14 protein-coding genes and 2 pseudogenes are annotated in these 18,938 nt (G+C 69.5%); 7 read left to right on the top strand and 9 right to left on the bottom strand.

Annotation, left to right across the window (positions count from 1 at the left end; translation table 11 throughout):
• Positions 1 to 274: 274 nt before the first annotated feature.
• Positions 275 to 571, top strand: coding sequence for an alpha/beta fold hydrolase (locus AV521_RS32265; protein ID WP_076093397.1), 297 nt, complete (start codon positions 275 to 277; stop codon positions 569 to 571).
• A gap of 104 nt (positions 572 to 675) precedes the next feature.
• Here the strand turns inward: AV521_RS32265 and AV521_RS32270 are convergent, their stop codons facing one another.
• Both AV521_RS32270 and AV521_RS32275 read right to left on the bottom strand, forming a co-directional pair.
• Positions 676 to 1,131 carry a DUF6294 family protein gene (locus tag AV521_RS32270; protein WP_076093398.1) on the bottom strand — a complete coding sequence of 152 codons (456 nt, stop codon included), beginning with the start codon at positions 1,129 to 1,131 and terminating at the stop codon, positions 676 to 678.
• On the bottom strand, positions 1,131 to 1,415 hold the full coding sequence (locus AV521_RS32275) for a hypothetical protein (protein WP_143658690.1): 285 nt from the start codon (positions 1,413 to 1,415) through the stop codon (positions 1,131 to 1,133). Before AV521_RS32275 ends, AV521_RS32270 begins: the two co-directional genes overlap by 1 nt.
• Before the next feature lie 487 nt (positions 1,416 to 1,902).
• Between AV521_RS32275 and AV521_RS32280 the strand changes: the two genes are divergently transcribed.
• Positions 1,903 to 4,011, top strand: coding sequence for a glycoside hydrolase family 31 protein (locus tag AV521_RS32280; RefSeq protein WP_076093402.1), 2,109 nt, complete (start codon positions 1,903 to 1,905; stop codon positions 4,009 to 4,011).
• Between the two features lie 138 nt (positions 4,012 to 4,149).
• Positions 4,150 to 7,260 carry an alpha-N-acetylglucosaminidase gene (locus tag AV521_RS32285; RefSeq protein ID WP_076093403.1) on the top strand — a complete coding sequence of 1,037 codons (3,111 nt, stop codon included), beginning with the start codon at positions 4,150 to 4,152 and terminating at the stop codon, positions 7,258 to 7,260.
• Here AV521_RS32285 and AV521_RS32290 read toward each other — a convergent pair.
• Positions 7,244 to 7,501: a hypothetical protein gene (locus AV521_RS32290; RefSeq protein WP_076093405.1), complete on the bottom strand. Its 258-nt coding sequence runs from the start codon at positions 7,499 to 7,501 to the stop codon at positions 7,244 to 7,246. The genes AV521_RS32285 and AV521_RS32290 overlap by 17 nt on opposite strands.
• Positions 7,502 to 8,106: 605 nt before the next feature.
• Here AV521_RS32290 and AV521_RS32295 point away from each other — a divergent pair.
• The gene (locus AV521_RS32295) at positions 8,107 to 8,961 is read left to right on the top strand and encodes an alpha/beta fold hydrolase (RefSeq protein ID WP_076093407.1); all 855 of its coding nucleotides are present in this window, start codon (positions 8,107 to 8,109) and stop codon (positions 8,959 to 8,961) included.
• 125 nt (positions 8,962 to 9,086) lie between these two features.
• Here the strand turns inward: AV521_RS32295 and AV521_RS32300 are convergent, their stop codons facing one another.
• The 5 genes and pseudogenes from AV521_RS32300 to AV521_RS52350 form a co-directional block, all read right to left on the bottom strand.
• Positions 9,087 to 9,989: an NADP-dependent oxidoreductase gene (locus AV521_RS32300; protein ID WP_076093544.1), complete on the bottom strand. Its 903-nt coding sequence runs from the start codon at positions 9,987 to 9,989 to the stop codon at positions 9,087 to 9,089.
• Positions 9,990 to 10,129: 140 nt separating this feature from the next.
• A complete protein-coding gene (locus AV521_RS32305) occupies positions 10,130 to 11,365 on the bottom strand; it encodes a glycosyltransferase (RefSeq protein WP_076093409.1) in 1,236 nt (411 codons plus the stop codon).
• 223 nt (positions 11,366 to 11,588) lie between these two features.
• Entirely contained in the window at positions 11,589 to 12,992 is a 1,404-nt protein-coding gene (gene lpdA / locus AV521_RS32310) for a dihydrolipoyl dehydrogenase (RefSeq protein ID WP_076093411.1), read from the bottom strand.
• Positions 12,993 to 13,263: 271 nt separating this feature from the next.
• Positions 13,264 to 13,374: pseudogene (locus AV521_RS52345) on the bottom strand (short-chain dehydrogenase); the annotation flags it as partial.
• Positions 13,375 to 13,376: 2 nt separating this feature from the next.
• Positions 13,377 to 13,655, bottom strand: a complete 279-nt coding sequence (locus AV521_RS52350) for an SDR family NAD(P)-dependent oxidoreductase (RefSeq protein WP_305965202.1) — start codon at positions 13,653 to 13,655, stop codon at positions 13,377 to 13,379.
• 302 nt (positions 13,656 to 13,957) lie between these two features.
• Here AV521_RS52350 and AV521_RS48030 point away from each other — a divergent pair.
• A pseudogene (locus AV521_RS48030) lies at positions 13,958 to 14,083 on the top strand (IS5/IS1182 family transposase); the annotation flags it as partial.
• A 365-nt stretch (positions 14,084 to 14,448) separates the two neighbouring features.
• Here AV521_RS48030 and AV521_RS32320 read toward each other — a convergent pair.
• Positions 14,449 to 15,297 (bottom strand): LysR family transcriptional regulator, encoded by an 849-nt coding sequence (locus AV521_RS32320; RefSeq protein ID WP_076093412.1) that lies wholly within the window; start codon positions 15,295 to 15,297, stop codon positions 14,449 to 14,451.
• A gap of 104 nt (positions 15,298 to 15,401) precedes the next feature.
• Between AV521_RS32320 and AV521_RS32325 the strand changes: the two genes are divergently transcribed.
• Both AV521_RS32325 and AV521_RS32330 read left to right on the top strand, forming a co-directional pair.
• A complete protein-coding gene (locus tag AV521_RS32325; protein ID WP_076093414.1) occupies positions 15,402 to 16,127 on the top strand; it encodes an SDR family oxidoreductase in 726 nt (241 codons plus the stop codon).
• 1,115 nt (positions 16,128 to 17,242) lie between these two features.
• Positions 17,243 to 18,214 carry a GNAT family N-acetyltransferase gene (locus tag AV521_RS32330; protein WP_076093416.1) on the top strand — a complete coding sequence of 324 codons (972 nt, stop codon included), beginning with the start codon at positions 17,243 to 17,245 and terminating at the stop codon, positions 18,212 to 18,214.
• Positions 18,215 to 18,938: the final 724 nt, after the last annotated feature.

The following is an 18,938-nucleotide window of genomic DNA, read 5'->3' on the forward strand; positions in this document are numbered from 1 at the left end:
ATAGGCGCAGGTGAGCGGGGGCTGGTGCGTCCAGTTGCAAGGCGGAGGAGGGCGGCGACGCGACGGGGTCCCCCGCGGTGGGGGGAGAAGCCGAGCGTGGGGAGTCGGCAACCGAGCGTCAGTGAAGCACAACTGAGCGCCGGGGGGCGGGCGTTGGAATTTTCGGGACATGTGCCCTCGGCGACCGGAGCCCGGCAGGTGGTCGAGCCCGAGGCGATCGTCGACGCGGTCGAGGGCACATGCCTGCTCACCACCGCCTGAGGTCCAGCGGCTCGTGCCTTGTCGGCACGCCTCGAAACCGCCCAGCGGATGTGACGCATGCCACCGCAACCTCGACCGCAACTGGGAGCTGACCGCCGCGTGGCAGGACGCCCCGATCACCGCTCCGGCGCTGTACATCAGCGGTGAGAACGACGCCGTGCGCACCTTCTACGCGATGGACGACGCCGCGCGGGCGATCGTGCCGAACCTGCGCGGGGTCGTCGACGTGCCGGAGTGCGGCCACTGGACCCAGCAGGAGCAGCCCGAGGTCGTCACGGAAGCCCTGCTGGAGTTCCTGCGCGGCCTGTGAAATCCCGCTGGAACAGCCGGAGTTGGATTGAGCAGGTGCCAGTGGTGGTCTTCACGTACCGGACGCGAAGGCCACCACCGTGTGCGGTTCGTTCAGCCGGAGGCTCACTGGGTCACCCTGACCGTGGCGGCGTAGACGCTCGGCTCGTAGGTGCCATTGGCTGTCCAGTCGTGCCTCTTGCTCGCCCACATGGTCGGGCTGTCGTAGGTGGACGTGGTGAACAGGCTCTGACCTGCGGAGTTCTTCAGCTCGAAGCGTGCGTGCCAGACGTCACCGCTGAGGGTGAAGTCCGTCCAGGTCCGCGCGCTGAACGTGAGACGGCCATCCGCGTACAGCCGCAGGTAGCCGCCGGTCTGATGGCAGTCACCGACCTTCAGGTCCCCCCAGCTGAACCACTTGTACGTATCGTCCGCGAGCCCGGTCCGGGACCCGGTCGAGATACCCGAGCCAACGGCGTTGCCGCCGGTGGCGGCCGACGCCGGCGTGGGGAAGACCACCACCGCGGCGATGATGGCGACCATCGTGGCCGTGAGCCGGGCGACGCGTCGAAGAGCGGTCATCACCGGGCTCCCCTCGTGGCCTGGGCGGTCGAGCCGAGGCGGACGCCGAATGCCTGGACGCCGGTGGGCGCGTCCCAGGTGGCGCCGACCCCGACCAGCGCCCATCCTCCGCCGCACGAGGAGTCCCCGTACAGAAATGCCGTGTCGGTGGTGTCGTTGGAGAACCTGACGGCGCCCGGAAGCGGTAGGCAGGTGTCGCTCTGCGGTTCGTCGACACGGACGACTTGTCCTGCCGCTGTGACGTACGTGTAGCTTCCGCCGGCCGCTCGAGCGTCGGCTGGCACTGCCGCCAGCAACGCGAGAGCGAAGCCGGCTGCCAGGGCGGGCATCCGCACACGGCGAAGTACCAAGGACATTCTCACGATTCCCCTCTCTTTTCCCCTGTCAGCGCTCCGATTGTCGTGAACGCCGATCAGACCCCGGTAGAGCGCGCGAGGCGCTGACCTGGAGCGCGGCGGCCATGAACCGGGGTACCTCCGTCGGATGCACGCCCACGGGTGGGGCCGGGGTGGCGAGAGAGCGGCAATCGATCAGGTACGGCGAAGGGAGGCGCCCCCGGCCCCGCCTGTGGTGGCAGCCCTGCACTGCACAGCAAACCCGCACGCCACGTCCCTGAAGCGGAAGCCGTCATTGACAAGTGACGTTTCCTGCTCAATTATCTGCCGAATCAAGCATGTTCTTGCATGATCTGGTACGGACCCTGTATCGCAGCTCTCAGGCACCCTTCGTCGAAGGAGATGCGCCGTGCTCGGACGACTCCGCAGACTCAGAATGCTCCTCGCCGTCTCCGCCCTGTCTCTCGCTCTCCCCGGGGCCCTGCCCGCCCAGGCCCAGGCATCCGGAGAGAAGCCGGTGGCCGCCTCGCCGAGGGTGAGCCGTACCGCCGGCGGACTCGCGCTCACGGTCCCACCGAGCGGCAACGCCCCCGGTTACGTTGTCGATGTGACGACCGCTCAACTGGAACTGTCCACCCGACGCTCCGGCACATCCGTGCTGGCCACCGCGGCCGACGACACCGGCGCGCTGCGCTTCCGCCTCGGCGGCAGCTGGCAGCACGCCACCCGGGTCACCGGCTGGACCTGGCGCAGCGGCACTCTGACCCTCACCGCGGACACGACCGCCGAAGGCGCCACCGTGGAGGCCCGTCTCACACCGTCCGCCGACCGTTACTCACTCGACTGGAACGTCAAAGGCGCGGTCCCGGACCGGCTGGGTCTCGCCTACGACCTGAAGTCCGCCGGCCACTGGTACGGCCATGGCGAGGCCGAGACCCCGCAGGGCGGACCCGGCACCGACCAGCCGTGGCCGCTCGACAGCGGTGAGGTCGTGCACCCCTCCTTCAGCCCGTCCTCGTACGACATGATCGACCCGTTCTGGTACACCTCCAGCGCGGTCGGACTGCGAGTGGACACCGGGCACGTCATGGACGTGTCGATCAACGGCGGCAAGGACGGGCTCGGGCGCTACGACATCGAATCCGCCGATCCCTACAAGGCGACCGTCTTCGTGGAGTCCACCCCGCTGGAGGTCTACCGCGACTACGTCGGCATCGTCGGCAAGCCCGCCAAGAGCGACGCGACGTACGAGCAGTACGCCAAGCCGGTGTGGAACTCCTGGGCGCAGTTCTACACCCACGTCGACCAGGCCCGGCTCCTGGACTACGCACAGGACCTGCACGACAACGGCCTCAGCGGCCACACCCTCCAGCTCGACGACAAGTGGGAGTCCGACTACGGGAACATGACCTTCGACGCGAAGGCCTACCCGGACCCCAGGGCCATGTCCGACAAGATCCACCAGCTCGGCTTCGCCTTCGGCCTCTGGGTCACCCTCTGGATCAACCTGGACTCCGACCAGTACCGGTACGCCGCCGACCACGGCTATCTGCTCAAGGACGCGGGCGACACGACGAAGCCGTGCACGGTCACCTGGTGGAACGGCACCGCGGGCATCGTCGACCTCGCCAACCCCGAAGCCAAGGCCTGGTACATCGGACGGCTCGAGAAGCTGATGACGACCTACGACATCGACGGTCTGAAGTTCGACACCCGCTTCTTCGACGACAAGTGTGCCCCGCACGAGGGCTACCAGCCCACCGACTACCAGCGGCTCGGCGCCGAACTCGCCGACCGTTTCGACCTCCAGGGCGTCGGCATCCGTGTCCACTGGGACACCACCGCCCACCGAGCCGGATTCGTCACTCGGCAGGTGGACAAGGGCACCGGCTGGAACTCCTTGCGGGCCTCCGTCACCCAGAACCTCGCGATCTCCACGATCGGCTACCCCTTCGTCACCACCGACATGATCGGCGGCTCCAGCAGTGAGCCCCCGCCGAGCAAACAGGTCCTGGTGCGCTGGGCCCAGTCCGCCGCGCTGCAGCCACTGATGTACTCCTCCACCTCACCCGTGGACACGATCGACGTGACGACCGGCAAGAAGGTCATCTACGACCGGCAGACCATCGACCTCTACCGCAAGGCGATCGCCCTGCACGAACGGCTCGCTCCCTACATCTGGGACCAGGTCCGGCAGACCCTGAAGACCGGCGACCCGATCATGCGTCCCCTGTTCTTCGACTTCCCGCGGGACACGGCGGCCTACACGATCACCGACGAGTGGATGCTCGGCCCGGCCGTCCTCGCCGCGCCGCAGCTCACCGACGGCCCGACCCGCACCGTCCATCTCCCGCCCGGTATCTGGTACGACGTCAACCACGGCACGGTGATCCACGGACCCAGCACCCTCTCCGCCTGTCCCGCCCCGCTCGGCGTCACCCCCGCGTTCGTGAACCTCACAGCACAGGGCGCAGCCAAGGCCCTGCGGGCGTTGCGGGGCGCAGACGCCCCCGTGTCGCTCGCCCTGAAGACTCCCTCCCGGTGACGGGGCGGAGCGGGGCCCGTGCCGTCCCGCCCGCTTCGCGCTCAGCCCCGCTCCGCGTCCGCCCCACGATCGAGAGGCCCCAACGTGTCCGCCAGCCGAAGGTCGCCCGGCCCCGCGCACGTCGGCGACGACGACCAAATGCCCAGTGCCGCAGGGAAGTTCAAGGACAGCGACAGCCGCGGCGCCGTCGGCATCACCCGCCGAGGTGTCCTCGCGGGCGCCCTCGCCGTCGGCGGTGTCGCTCTGCCGGCCCGCCCACGAGAGGCGTACGCGGCCGACGCCCCGGCACCCGCCGCGGCCGCGCTGCGGCGGCTGCTGCCCGAGCACCACGAGCAGTTCACGCTGCTGCCGCTCGCCGTGGACGGCACGGACCGTTTCCGCGTCACCGGTAGCACCGGCCGGATCACCGTCGAGGGCACCAGCCCCGCCGTCCTTCTCACCGGCGTCCACACCTACCTACGGCGCACCGTCCACGCCTCGGTCTCCTGGACCGGCGACCAGCCCGCTCTGCCCGGCCTGCTTCCCGCTCCCGCCGAAGAGCTCACCGGCAGGGCGAACGTACCCCACCGATTCGTCCTCAACGACACCGACGAGGGCTACACCGGCCCCTACCGCGACTGGGACACATGGCAACGCGAGCTGGACATCCTCGCCGCGCACGGAATCAACCGCGTCCTGGTCTACGTGGGCGCGGACGCCGTCTATTACGACACGTTCCGGCAGTTCCCCTACACCGACGCCGAGATGCGGTCGTGGATCCCGGCCCCGGCCCACCAGCCGTGGTGGCTGCTGCAGAACATGTCGGGCTTCGGCGGCCCGGTCTCGCGGCAGCTCATCGAGCGGCGGGCGGAGCTGGCGCGGCGGATCGTGGACCGGGTGAGGGAACTGGGCATGACGCCGGTTCTGCCCGGCTATTTCGGCACGGTCCCCGACGACTTCGCCGCCCGGTACGGAGGGGACGCGAGGGTGGTGCCACAAGGGACCTGGGTCGGGTTCGATCGGCCCGGCTGGCTCGACCCGCGCACCACGGCCTTCGGGGACGTGGCAGCCGCCTTCTACCGCGCCCAGTCGGCCCGCCTCGGCGACAGCACGATGTACAAGATGGACCTGCTGCACGAGGGCGGCACCCCCGGCGACGTACCGGTCGGTGAAGCCGCCAGGGCTGTCGAGGCGGCACTGCGGCGGGCACACCCGGGCGCGCTCTGGGCCATCCTCGGCTGGGAGACCAACCCGCCCCGGGCTCTGCTGGACGCCGTGGACAAGTCCCGCATGCTGATCGTCGACGGGCTCTCCGACCGCTACCCGACGGTCACCGACCGAGAGAGCGACTGGGGCGGCACTCCTTACGCCTACGGCAGCATCTGGAACTTCGGCGGGCACACCGCGATCGGTGCCAACGCCCCCGACTGGGTGGAGTGGTACCCCAAGTGGCGTGACAAGAAAGGGAGTTCCCTGGCCGGGATCGCGGCGATGCCTGAAGCCTCCGACAACAACGCGCCCGCCCTCGCCCTGCTCACCGACCTGGCATGGACGCCCGGCACCATCGACCTGGACGACTGGTTCGCCGCCCACGCCGTCTCCCGCTACGGCGGCGCGGACCGGCACGCTGCCGCCGCCTGGCACACGATCCGCGCCACCGCCTACGGCATGAGGCGCACGGACTCCTGGAGCGAGGCCCCCGACGGCCTCTTCGGCGCCCGCCCGAGCCTGACCGCGACCAAGGCCGCCGCCTGGAGCCCGGAGACCGAACGCTACGACACCACGGCCTTCGACCCGTCACTGACCGAACTCCTCGATATCCGCGAGGAGTTGAGGCAGAGCCCCGCATACCAGTACGACGTCGTGGACGTCGCCCGCCAGGTCCTGTCCAACCGCAGCCGTCTCCTGCTCCCACAGATCAAGGCGGCCCACGACACGGGCGAGCAGGACCTGTTCTGCACGCTGACCCGGACCTGGCTGTCCTGGATGGACCTGCTGGACGAACTGCTGTCGACATCCCGCCCGCACCTGCTGGGCCGCTGGCTGGCTGAGGCGCGGGCCTGGGGCGCGGATCGCACCGAACAGGACCGCCTGGAGTACGACGCCCGGTCGCTCCTCACCACCTGGGGCGGCCGGGAGAGCAGTGAAGTGGGCCTGCACGACTACGCCAACCGTGAGTGGGCGGGCCTGGTCGGCGGTCTGTACCGCACGCGTTGGCAGACGTATTTCGACGCCCTGTCGTCCGGAAAGGACCCGGACACGATCGACTGGTTCGCCCTCGACGACACCTGGGCACACGCCCACGAGGCGCATCCGACCGAGCCCCAGGGGACGCCGTACGCCCTGGCCGGCCGGGTGCGGGAAGTCCTCGCGGGCACCCCGTACCAGTCCACACTGACGGCGGTGGCCCACCCGGGCGCGGTGGCGCGAAACCGCCCGGCCATCGTGACGCTCGCCCTCACACACCGCAACGGATTCGCGCCTGCGTGCGAGGTGACGCTCTTCCTGAAGCTCCCCGCCGGCCTGACAGCGCGCCCCCTCGACCCGGTGGAAGCGGCGACGCTGGCCCCCGGCGAAACACTCACCGCCCGGTTCGAGATCCGTCTCTCCGGAGCCCCGGACGCCCTGGTCGGCCAGCTGGTCGCGGTGGCGACCCAGCGGGGCGGCGGCAGGGCCGTCGCTCCGGTACGGCTGCTGGCGGCCACCGGAGTCTGCGCGCCGTATCGCACGGTCACGTCCAACGACGCGGAGTTCGGCATGCTCGGCGACGAGATCGCCGTCGAGGGCGCCGGCGCGGACCTGTGGGGCGGCACGAACGACTTCGGGGCCCTCTACCGGGCCGGCGCGTACGGCGCGGGATCCGTGGCCACGGTGCGGGTCACCTCGCAGGACGCGACCGGCCCCTGGGCACGGGCGGGGCTGATGATCGGCAACGACCTGACCGCCGTCGGCTGCGGAGGGTACGTCAACCTCGCGGTGACCCCGTCCAACGGCTGCGTCCTGAGCTGGGACGCGGACGGCAACGGCGGCTTCGACTCGATCGCGACGGACGCTTCCGCGACGGCCCCCGTCCACCTGCGGCTACGCCGCGCCGGCACGGCCTTCGTGGGGGAGTGCAGCACGGACGGCACGACATGGACCGCGGTGGGCACGGCGACGCCGGCGAAGACGGCCGTGACCCAGGACGCGGGAGTGTTCATGACCGCGGCGAGCGGCGCGACGAGAGGGAGAGGCATCGCGACGTTCACGAACTTCACGGTGGAGCCCTGACGCAGCGTCCGGTGCGCAGTCGGTCCTGGTCGATCTGCACGAACCTGCTGTTGAACTTCCTGGTCGTCGCCTTGCAGTCGCGGGGCTTGTGGGAACCGCCGGGACAACCGATGAGTTTCAGGCGGTTGCCGTCGCCGACCGCCGTGGCCAGCACCTGGTTCTTCGCGTTGCGCTGCAGCCGTACGAGGGCGAAGTCCAGATAGTCCTGCGACCTGCCGGCCTTGACGTAACGGCCGTCCATGTAGGCGCGGTTGTTCTCGGCCCGGAAGACGCAACATCGCCCAGGCGAGGGCCGTCGGGGTTGTCCATCGGTCTGGCGCTTTGAAGGCGCTCCGGAGTCCAGTACGCGTCGAGTTGCCTTGCCTCCTCGAACTCCCGGCCGGACAGAGGCGCCGGTGGCCGGGGCGTGGGATCGACGCCCGGCCGACGGTAGTACTCCTCGTCCGACACATGGGCGCCGGCGCACGGAGACGGTGTCTCCGAGACCTGCGGGGACGCCGTCGCGGAAGGGACGGGCGACCGCGATGCCTCGGAATCGTCCAACGGTGGGGGAGCCGGGCTGGGATCAGACGAGGGTATCGATATGGGACTCCGCGCTCGATCCGTTCCGCACTGGCTGGCTCGACGAGTGGCGAGACCCCACAGAGCGGAAGGTCAAGGTCACCTCGGGCGCTTTCGAGGACCCCATGCAACTGGCGGCGGTGGGATGGCGGTTGCGGCGACGCCGTGCCGAAAAGACTGCCACGAAAGGTGTCTGACAGTCGACCGGCTCCGGGCCGTACGGCTTCGACGGGGAGCTGTAATTCGGTGTGCGAGTTGCTGTGTGCCCCCTACAGTGAAGCCCATATGACACTCCTACACGCTCATGACTATGGGGGCGATGGCCCGCAACTGGTTCTCCTGCACGGTTACGGACGGTCGCTCACCGACTGGGACGCCTCGGCCCCCTCGCTCGCCGCCGGGCACCGTGTTCTCGCCGTCGACCTTCCCGGCCACGGCAGCTCTCCCGGTATCTCCCGCTGGACCATCCCGACCGTGGTGCGGCACATCGCGGACACCCTCGACGCGCATGGCGTGCCTGAGGCCGTTGTGGTGGGCCATTCCCTCGGCGGACTGGTCGCGGTCGAGTACGCCCGGGCGAACCCGGATCGAGCCCGTGCCGCCGTGAATCTCGACGGCTTCTGGTGGGGCCGCGAGTACCCCGGTGCTGAACGGGTGAGTGAGATGCTGCTGGCGTCGGCCGGGACCGTCGCGCCGCCCGAGTACATCGAGAACCAGGTCACAAACGCCGCCCGATTCGGTATTCCCGCCGACCGCGCGGAGGCCGCTGCCCGCGCGGCCGTACGTCCGTTGCCCGACGGCACGTGGCAGACACGGCCGGAACGGGCGGAGGCGCTGGGGATCCTCGACGAGCTCCACAGACTGGGCGCGCTGGGTGTCACCTCGTGGCTGGACGAGGTCGACTGCCCGCTGCTGGTGGTACAGGCCGGCCGAAGGCTACCGCCTGCTCCTGGCATGGAGTGGTTCGACGATTTCAGCGTCCGCTTCGCACGAGAGGTCTCCGACCAGCTGACCGTGCTCTCCCATACTCGGCCGACGATCAGCGTGAACCGGATTGAGGCCACGCACCCCATGATCATGGAGACTCCGGAAGCGGTGGCGACGCTGGTCGCCGGGTTCGTCCGAGGACTGCCCGACTGAAGAATCCGGCACAGCTCGTGAACCTCATTCTCGCCCGTTTTCCGGAAGGGCTGGGCGGGATGCCGCTTACGAGCGGGGTCAGCGCCTGGCTCTCGTGGACGTCACGCACGGTCATCGCGGCCGCGTCAGCCGACCACCAGCACCAGCTTCCCACGGGCGTGACCGTGCTCGCTGACACGGTGCGCCTCCGCGATCTCGGCGAGCGGGAAGGTCTGCGCGACAGGCAGCGAGAAGCGCCCGGCCTCGATCAGCTCGCCGATCTCGGCGAGTGCATGGACCGCACGACCGGCGTCCCCACGGCTGAACGCCACCCCGTACTCCTGCGCGCCGGCGAAGTCGGCGACCGTCACGACGTGCTCCGTGCCACCCGCGAGCTCGATGAGTTCGGGCAGCACACCGCTCCCGGCGACGTCGAGCGCCTCGTCGACGCCGTCGGGCGCAAGCGCGCGAACCCGCCCGACGAGGCCCGCGCCGTAGGCGACAGGCTCGGCCCCCAGGGAGCGAAGGTATTCGTGGTTGGCCGGACTGGCGGTGCCGATCACGTGCGTGCCGCGCACCACGGCGAGCTGAACCGCGGCGGCGCCGACACTTCCGGAAGCGCCGTTGATGAGCAGCGTGCTGCCGCTCCTGACGCCGAGCTGGTCAAGCGCGCGTGTGGCCGTCTCGACGGCGGCCGGCAGCGCGGCGGCGCCGGGGAAGTCAAGCGACGGCGGGATCGGCGCATAGTGGTCCAGCACCGCCAGCTCGGCCTGGGCCGCGCCCTCGGCGGAGAAGCCGAACACGCGATCTCCGACGGCCACGTTCGCAACGCCCTCGCCGAGCTCGTCGACGACGCCCGCGGCCTCGTGGCCCAGGGTCTGCGGGAGCCCCCGATCCATCAGGCCCTCGCGCTTCTTCCAGTCGCTCGGGTTGACACCGGCCGCGCGCACCGCGATCCGAACCTGGCCGGGCCCCGGACGCGGATCGGGGAGCTCTACGATCTCAAGGACCTCCGGGCCCCCGAACTGGTTGAAACGGGCCGCCTTCACCATTCGCTCCGATCTCGACTCACGGCATCGCGCTTGCTGCGCGTGCGACAGTGCACGTTCTTCGCTGCGAAAACCCTACGCAACACCTCACTTGGCCGTGCTGTCGCCTGCCGGTTCCTGACTCAACGATTCCGGGTGGCTCACGCCGACCCGGGCGGCCTTCCCCGGCCGGCTACGTCGAGCAACAGCTTCGCGGCCACTGTCGCGCCGTCGGTGCGGATCGTGCCGGCCACGCCACTCGCCCGTGCTCGGGTCTCGGGGGTCAGAGCCGTGCTGAGCGCGGCTGACAGGGAGTTGAAGGTCGGGGCCGGACCGTCGTGTGCCACGCCGATGCCCAGCTCGGACACCCGGGCGGCCCAGCGCGGCTGGTCCACGATCTGGGGCACCACCACCTGAGGCGCGCCCGCCCGGGCGGCCGTCGTCGTGGTGCCCGCGCCGCCGTGGTGCACGACGGCGGCCACCCGGGTGAACAGCGCCTGATGGTTCACCTCGCCGACTACGAAGCAGTCGCCCCGGTCGTCGATCAGAGCCAGGTCGGCCCAGCCACGGGCGAGTACGACGCGGCGGCCCTGCGCGCGGATCGCCTCGATGGCCACCCGGGCGAGGCCCTTCGAGGTGTGCATGGCCATGCTGCCGAAGCCCACGTACACCGGCGGTTCACCGGTGTCCAGGAACGCCTCAAGGTCTCCCGGGAGTGGACGTTCGTCCGGCAGGATCCACGACCCGGTCTGTACGAGGTCGAGATTCGTCATCTCCTTCCACGGGGCCAGGACCGGGTCTGCCGCCAGCCACGGCTGGTCGGTGACGACGTAGTCACGGACGTTGTCCACCGGCGGCAGGCCGATCGCCGCCCGGTGCCGGTTGAGTGCCTCCCCGTACAACGCGTTCACGCGCTGGGCGTCCTGCTCCCACAGCACCTTGAGGTCGGTCTCCTCCCGCGGGGACGGCGTGCCGGGCCGCGCCCCTGGAGGGAACTGCTGCGAGGGCAGTCCGAACGGATGGAAGCAGGCGTACACGTAGGGGATGCCCAGGTTGTCGGCCACCGAGCGCGCGCCCGCCGGCATCAGGCCGGACGCAAGGAGCACGTCGCATCCCTCGGCCGCAGCGGTGAGCGTGTCGAACCGTGCGGCGACCAACTCGGGCCCGAGCCGGAACGCGTCCTGCGCCGTCGGCGGCCTCTCGCCGGTCACCACCGAGCGCACCGCCGGGCCGAGCGGCACCAGCTCCATGCCGACACCGGCGAGCAGCGTCGCGAACTCCTCGTCCGGCGGCGCGCACACCCGTACCTCCGCGCCGAGTTCCCGCAATCGCACCGCGAGTGCCACCAGCGGTTCGACGTCCCCCCGCGACCCCCAGGTCGACAACACCACACGCATGTCGAAAATCCCCCATCTCTGCAGGCCCTGGCCTCGGCTGACCATCCTGAAGCACGCCCCGTGTCTTGCCGCAAGCCCCCCGGTGCGCTATAGGTTGAGAGTGGCAAGGAGGAGCACCTCCTTGCCTTTGTCTTTTGCCGTCCGCTGTTGCCGGACGGCCTTCTCGCGAAGCTGCGTCCCGCCGCGCACGGCAGTACGTTGTCGCACGCAGCGGTGCTCTGCGTCAGAGATTGATCATGTGTCCCGCGAGTCCGTGCAGGGCGTCCTGCACCGCTTCGCTCAGCGTCGGATGGGCGTGGACGTTCCTGATGAGTTCGTTCACCGTCAGGTCCCACTTCTGCGCCAGGGTCAACTCCGGGAGCAGCTCGGTGACATCGGGGCCGATCAAGTGGGCGCCGAGCAGTTCACCGTAACGGCCGTCGCCGACCAGCTTCACGAATCCGGCGGTGTCGCCGAAGCCGTGTGCCTTGGCGTTGGCCGTGAAGGGGAACTTCGCCACACGGACGTCGAAGCCCTGGGCGCGTGCCTCGGTTTCGGTCCAGCCGAAGCTGGCGATCTGGGGCTGGCAGAACGTGGCGCGAGGGATCATGCGGTAGTCGAGCTCCATGGTCTCCGCGCCGGCGATGCTCTCGGCGGCCACGACGCCCATCGCCTCGGCGGTGTGAGCCAGCATCAGCTTCGCTGTGACGTCGCCGATCGCGTAGATGTGCGGCTGGCTGGTGCGGCAGTGCCCGTCGACATCGATGGCTCCCCGGTCGGTGAGTCGTACGCCGGTGCTGGACAGACCGTAGCCACGGGCACGTGGCTGGAAGCCGGTGGCCTGCAGCACCTGCTCCGCCTCCAGGACCTGCTGCCGGCCGCCCTGTTCGACCAGCACGCGGACCTGGTCCTCAGCCTCCTCGATGGACTCCACGCGTGCGGACGTCAGCACGCGGATCCCCTGGCGCTTGAAGCGCTTGGCGAGCTCGGCAGAGACCTCCTCGTCCTCCAGGGGCACGATGCGGTCGAGGAATTCGACGAGCGTGACCTCCACGCCGTAGGAGCGGAGCAGGGTGGCGAACTCGACGCCGATGGCGCCGGCGCCGGCGATGATCAGGCTGGCCGGGAGGCTGTCGGCGAGGATCTGCTCCTCGTAGGTGACCACGCGCTTGCCCAGCGTCGTACCGGGCAGCAACTTCACGGTCGCACCGGTCGCGATGATGCAGGAACGGAAGGAGACGGTCGCCTCGTCGTCGCTCATCCGCACCTGGAGCGTGTGCGGATCGAGGAAGATGCCCTGGCCCTCGAACTGGGTGATCTTGTTCTTGCGCATGAGATACGTGACGCCCTTCGAGCGCCCCTCGGCAACCACCCGGCTCCGCTCGTACGCGGCCCGGTAGTCCAGGGTGACGTCCCCGCTGATCTTCACCCCGAACTTCTCCGCGTCGTGCAGGAACAACTGCGCGACTTCGGCGTTGCGCAGCAGCGCCTTTGCCGGGATACAGCCGATGTTCAGGCAGACACCGCCCCAGAACCGGCCCTCCACGATGGCCGTGCGCAGCCCGAGCTGTGCGCAGCGGATGGCGGCCACATATCCGCCGGGGCCGGCTCCGAGAACCACGACATCGAAGTCACTGTCCGTGCTCATCCATCCACCTCACGGTTGTTCTCGGACGCAGCCGGTCCCCGCGATCCTGCGCGCCCACCTTCAGGCGATCGGGTAGAGCAGCTCCAGTGGGCCCGACAGCGCCGCGCGCACCCGGCGGGAGGTCTCGTCGACGAGCACCTCCGGCTCGTCGTGGCTGATCGCGTCCATCGTCTTCGCGGCAACTTCGAACAGATTCCACCTTAGGAGCGTCGACCGTCACGGTCGCATCGGTGTCGACATAGCCCACATGCACACCCACGACCAGCGTGCCCTGGTCCCGCAGTGCCACGCGCAATGCATTGGTCAGCGACCACTGGGCGGCCTTCGACGCCGCGTAACCCGGGAAGCGGTTGTTGGCGCGCCATGAAGCCACCGACAACATGTTCACCAGGGCTCCGCCGCCGTTCGCGGCAAGGAGGGGGCAAAGGCCCGGGACACGGCCCAGGTGCCCAGATAGTTCACCCCGAGCTCTTTCCGGGCACCGCCCAGGGACCCCTCCAGCAGCGGTGGTCCGGCCTGGATCCCGGCATTGTTGATCACGACGGTCGCGTCGGACGCCGTCGTCGCTGCGGCCGCGATCTGATCGGGGTCGGTGACGTCGAGGCGTACGGCTTCCGCCCCGGGCTCGTCGAAGTCCTCGGGGCAGCGGACACCCGCGTACACCTTGGCCGCGCCCCGGGCCAGCAGAGCGCGAGTGAACGCAGCCCGATTCCCCGGTTCGCACCGGTCACGAACGCGACCGATCCCTCGATCTCCATGCTCCGACACCTCATTCCAGAGCTTTCGCCCCATGCACGACCTGGACGCCGACGTCACCTGGAGGCTGCTGCAGCACGCCAGAACCAGTTTCATGGTTTCGCGGGCACCACGCCCCCCGCATCACGTGCGGCTCGTGGCACGGCTGAGTCGTGCACTACGTGACGGCCCGCTGATCACGCATTCGGCGACTGTGCGCAGCGTCAGCCGAGCGGACCATCAACGCCTTCAAGAACTTCCGGGCCATAACCACGACGTCCGACAAACGCGCATACGTATTCCACGGCACCGTCACCACCACCGTCGCCTCGATCCGACGATGGTTCTGCCCGTGACACGCTCGGACATCCGGTGAGAGCTCGAAACACGATCTTGCGGTGCTGGGATTCGGCTGCACGCGGCCGACGCTCTGGACTGCACCCGGGCGCGCGTGGACGCTTCTCACGTCCGCGTGTAAAAGTTGGGCGAGGCCGCTGGCCGCTCACCGGTCGATCGCGGAACGACTGGGGTAGACACCATCTGATCTGCGACGCGAAGGCATCCCGTTCAAGGTCATCACGAGCGCGGCCAACGTCAACGACGTCACCCAGACGCAGCCCCTGGTCGACGTCATCCCGCAAGGGCACCCCGAACTCAAGGGCCTGGGCGCGCTTCGCTACGTCGTTGAGCAGCCCTTCTCCGCGCTGCGTCTTACGAGCTTTCAGAGACGCGTCGCGGTCCGGACGAGGTCGGCGACGGCCCGGGACCGGCTATGCGGTGGCCACGCGATGACCGTCGTGACCGTCGGCGCGTCCAAAACCGGTACGGCGGCGAGATCGTCACGCAGCTGGGCTCGGCACGACTCCGGCGCGATCCAGCAAGTGCGGCCGAGCGCGATCAGCTGGAGCAACTGCGCATGATCCCGAGCCTGCGGACCGGGCCCGTCCGGGTACGTACCGTCGCGGCCGGGCCAGCGTGGCATCGGCAGGCCGGGGAGCTCGGTGACTTCGGCCATCTGCACGTGGGTCCGGCTGGTGAGGGGGTGTCCGGCCGGCAGAATCACGACCTGTCTCTCTGTGCAGAGTTCCTCGGTGTCGAAGCCGGCCGTGCTGTCGAACGGCCGGTGCAGCAGAGCCGCGTCGCACCGGCCGTCGCGCAGCATCCGTTCCTGCTCGCCGATTCCGCACAGGAGCACATCGACGATGACCGCGTTCGGTTCGGCGGCGTAGGCGTCGAGCAGTTTCGCCAGCAGTTCGCTGGACGCGCCGGCTTTCGAGGCAAGGACTACCTCGGCCTGGCCGGTCGCGGCGAGGGCAGCGCGGCGGGTGCGACGCTCGGCGGCCTCGACCGCATCCAGTGCCGCCCGCGCCTCCCGCAGGAGCACCGACCCGGCCTCGGTCAGGGTGACCGAGCGGCTGGTGCGTTCCAGCAGCGCCACTCCGATGCGCCGTTCGAGTTGGCGGATCGTCCGCGACAGCGGGGGCTGCGCGATCCCGAGCCGCTGTGCGGCCCGCCCGAAGTGCAGCTCCTCGGCGACGGCGACGAAGTACCGCAGCTCACGCGTCTCCACGCCGCCATGATACTGGCCCCAACCGGGATCGATACCCGTACGGTATCGCTGCCCACCCAATCGGTGTTGGCCGGCTCTCGCGGGGTCCGGACAGGATTGGCCGTATGAGCGAACAGACGATTGCGCTGGTGACCGGCGCGAACAAGGGAATCGGGTACGAAATCGCGGCCGGGCTCGGCGCCCTCGGGTGGAGGGTCGGTGTCGGCGCCCGCAACGAGGAGCGGTGCGAGGCCGCTGTGGCGAAGCTGCGGACGGTCGGCGTCGACGCGTTCGGCGTGCCGCTCGACGTGACCGACGACGCGAGCGTGGCGGCCGCCGCCGAGCTGATGGAGGACCGCGCCGGACGCCTCGACGTGCTCGTCAACAACGCCGGGATAACCGGCGGCGTGCCGCAGATGCCCACCATGGTCGACCCCGCTACGGTGCGGGCGGCCGTGGAGACCAATGTCATCGGCGTCATCCGCGTGACCAACGCGATGCTGCCGTTGCTGCGCCGCTCGGCGTCGCCGCGGATCGTGAACATGTCGAGCAGCGTCGGCTCCCTCACCCGGCAGACCACGCCCGGCGCCGAAACGGGCCCGATTGCCGTTGCTTACGCGCCGTCGAAGACGTTCCTCAACGCCGTGACCGTCCAGTACGCCAAGGAGCTGCGCGACACGAACATCCTGATCAACGCTGCCTGCCCCGGCTTCTGCGCGACCGACCTCAACGGTTTTCGTGGCGTGCGCACCCCCGAACAGGGCGCGGCGACCGCGATCCGGCTCGCGACCCTGCCCGACGACGGCCCGACCGGCGCGTTCTTCGAAGACGCGGGGGAGGTGCCGTGGTGACCCGAATGTGAGTACATGACATCGACGCACCATCGACGGCAGGCGGTTCCCCTACCCCTCTTCGTGTCCGGCGCGTCCGGCTCGATCGGCTCCGCCGCAGTCCCCGAGCTTCTCGCGGCGGGCCACGAGGTTGTCCGTCCCTGAGCCCGCTCGGACGCGTCGGCCGGTCCCATGGAGGCCGTCGGCGCCGAGGTCCACCGCGGCTCGCTCGACGACCTCCGTGTCCTGGGCCCGCCGCCGCGTCCGACGGCGTCATCCATCTCGCTTTCAAGCACGAGGAGTCGTTCTCCGGCGACTCCACGGCCGCGATGGACGCGGGCCGCTGCGCGATCGAGACGTTCGAAGAGATCCCGGCGGATTCCGACGGGCCGCTGGCCATCGCCTCCGGCCTGGTGGCTCCCGCCAGGCTCGCTTGCGACGGAGGAGGACGTGCCCAACGCCGCCCTACCCGGCGGCGGTCGTACCCTCTCGGCGCAGGCGGCGCTCGCTCTCGCGGACCGGGGTGCGCTCCTCCTGCGTACGTCTCCCGTCAATGGTGCACGGTGATGGCGAGCACGGATTCGTCGTGAGCCTGGTCGGCGCGGCCCGCAAACACGGCGTCTGCGGCTGCATCGGTGACGGTACCAACCACTGGCCCGCCGTGGATGCTGCACGGCGTCGCGGAGGAGGGCGTGCCGACCCGGGCCGTCTCCGATGAGATCGGACGGGGTCCCGGCCTCCCCGGCCGTGTCCTTCACCCCGGACGCGGCCGAGGAGCACTTCGGGGGCTCGCCGTCCTCTTCCACCTGGGCGTGCAGGGGTCCAGCACCCGCACAAAGGACTGCTCGGGTGGCAGCCGACACACCAGGGCCTCGTCGAGGACCTGGACGAGGGCCACTACGACATGTGGTTCTCCGTCGTTCCACACCACGCGAACGGCGAAATCGTCCCGCTGGCCACGCCCCGCCAGCACACCTCGACAAGACGGTGTAACGAGCTCTGCCCGAGCGAACGAGCCGCTCGGAGCTCGCCTGCCAAAACGCATTGCTTCGGGCGTTGCGCTGCCGGCTGCTGTGATCCTCGACCCCTGGAAAATGGTTCGATGGCTTCGCGGAGCCCTGGCACAGTGGCGCACCATGGATGACTCCCAGCTCGTGACTGCAGCGGACGTGCAGCTCATGCAGGGCCTGGCGCAGCGGGTTACCGCTGTCCGTCCCGACCTGGTGAACAGCGACGCGTCGTACGGAGAGCTGGCCTGGATCTGGGGCAAAGGGCACGCATGCGACGGCGAGAGCTGGCTGCGGCGGCTGTGGTTCTCCGATCACCTTCTGGTCGCGTGGGGCTGGGCCTTTCTTCCACACCAGGTGCGACGGAGTGATGGGTCGGTGAAGGACGTCACCAACGCCTATCTGGGCTATCAGGTCCATCCCGACCACAACGAGCTGGTGGACGAGGTGATCGACTGGTACGACGGTGTGGCGGCCGGCATCGAGCGCACCGTGATGCCCAGCGCTGCCGATGAGTTCGCCCTGGAGCGATGGGCGGCGCACGGCTATGAGACCGATCCGGCCTCGCTCGGCGACACCGGCTCCTGGACTCAACTCAATGAGCGGGACCTCAATGACCTGGAACCGCCACTGCTGCCGGACGGATTCCGATTCCGCACCGCCGACGAGGCCGGGCCGCTGGCCGCGGTCCAGGCCCATGTGGACGCCTGGGCTCCGTCAACATATACAGCCGAGGGCTACGAGGGCGTCCGCCGGACACCGCCGTACCGCGGCGACCTGCACGTCCTGGTGGAGGCACCGGACGGAACGATGGCCGCATCGACGATCATGTGGCTCGACGAGGCGAACAGGACCGCCCAATTCGAGCCGGTCGGAACGCATCCCGACTACCGCCGAATCGGGTTGGGCAGGGCGATGCTGCTGCACGGGATGCACCTGGCGCGGTCGGCCGGGGCCCATCACATGACGGTCGTCTGTCTCGGCGCACCAGGGCATCCCAAGGCCCGCGGGCTGTACTACAGCGTCGGGTTCCGGGAGTTCACACGAGACGCTCCGCTCATCAAGACCGGGGCCCAGGGCGTTTCCGCCGAGTCACCTTGAGCAAAACGCGATCGCGCAGCGCACCGCCCTCCAGCATGCGGCCGACGATCGACTCTCAGGTGGTTTACGCACACGGACGAGCACGGCATGCCGCGTCAGTGAGCTGGTCATCGACACCACCGAACGCGTCCTGGCCGATCCGAACGTCGTAGACCCAGGCGGTGTCCATACCAGGGAGCGCAGCGCGAGACCCTGATGTGATGCACCTGGGCCGACCTGCCGACCTGTCGATCCAGTGCCAATTCACCGGGTCGTAGGCCCTGTGGGCGTCTTGCGACAGTGGCTCGGTCAGCGAGGGCGTGGGGCGATTGTCGCGACCCACGGGCGCGCCCTGGAAGTGGACGTGGGGGTACAAGTCGGCGTCGGTTTGCCGTTTCGTGCGCGCATAGAGGCTCGTCAGGGCCCCAATGTGGCCTTGGAGCAGGGAGCGAGGATGCTGCCGGGTTCGGAGAGGGCGATGATGTTCGCCGGCCCGAGGGGGTGACGTTGATCGACGCGGCGTAGGGGTTCCCGGCTCTCGCCCTTTCCTCCTCCCAGCCCCAGGGCATCGGCCAGGAGGCCAGAACCCGACTCAGGTCAGGTGAGATGAGGTGGGCGCCTCCCGGCCGTGAGCTGACAGCCACTGTCCCGTCCGCAAGGAATGCCAGCGTCGGGTGGTCTTGCCCCGGGACCTGTGACGGGGTGCCGTCTGGCCGCGGTGGTCCGAACAGGGCGGTGGCGGTGG

It is taken from the genome of Streptomyces sp. IMTB 2501 (genome assembly GCF_001953885.1).
Taxonomy (GTDB): domain Bacteria; phylum Actinomycetota; class Actinomycetes; order Streptomycetales; family Streptomycetaceae; genus Streptomyces.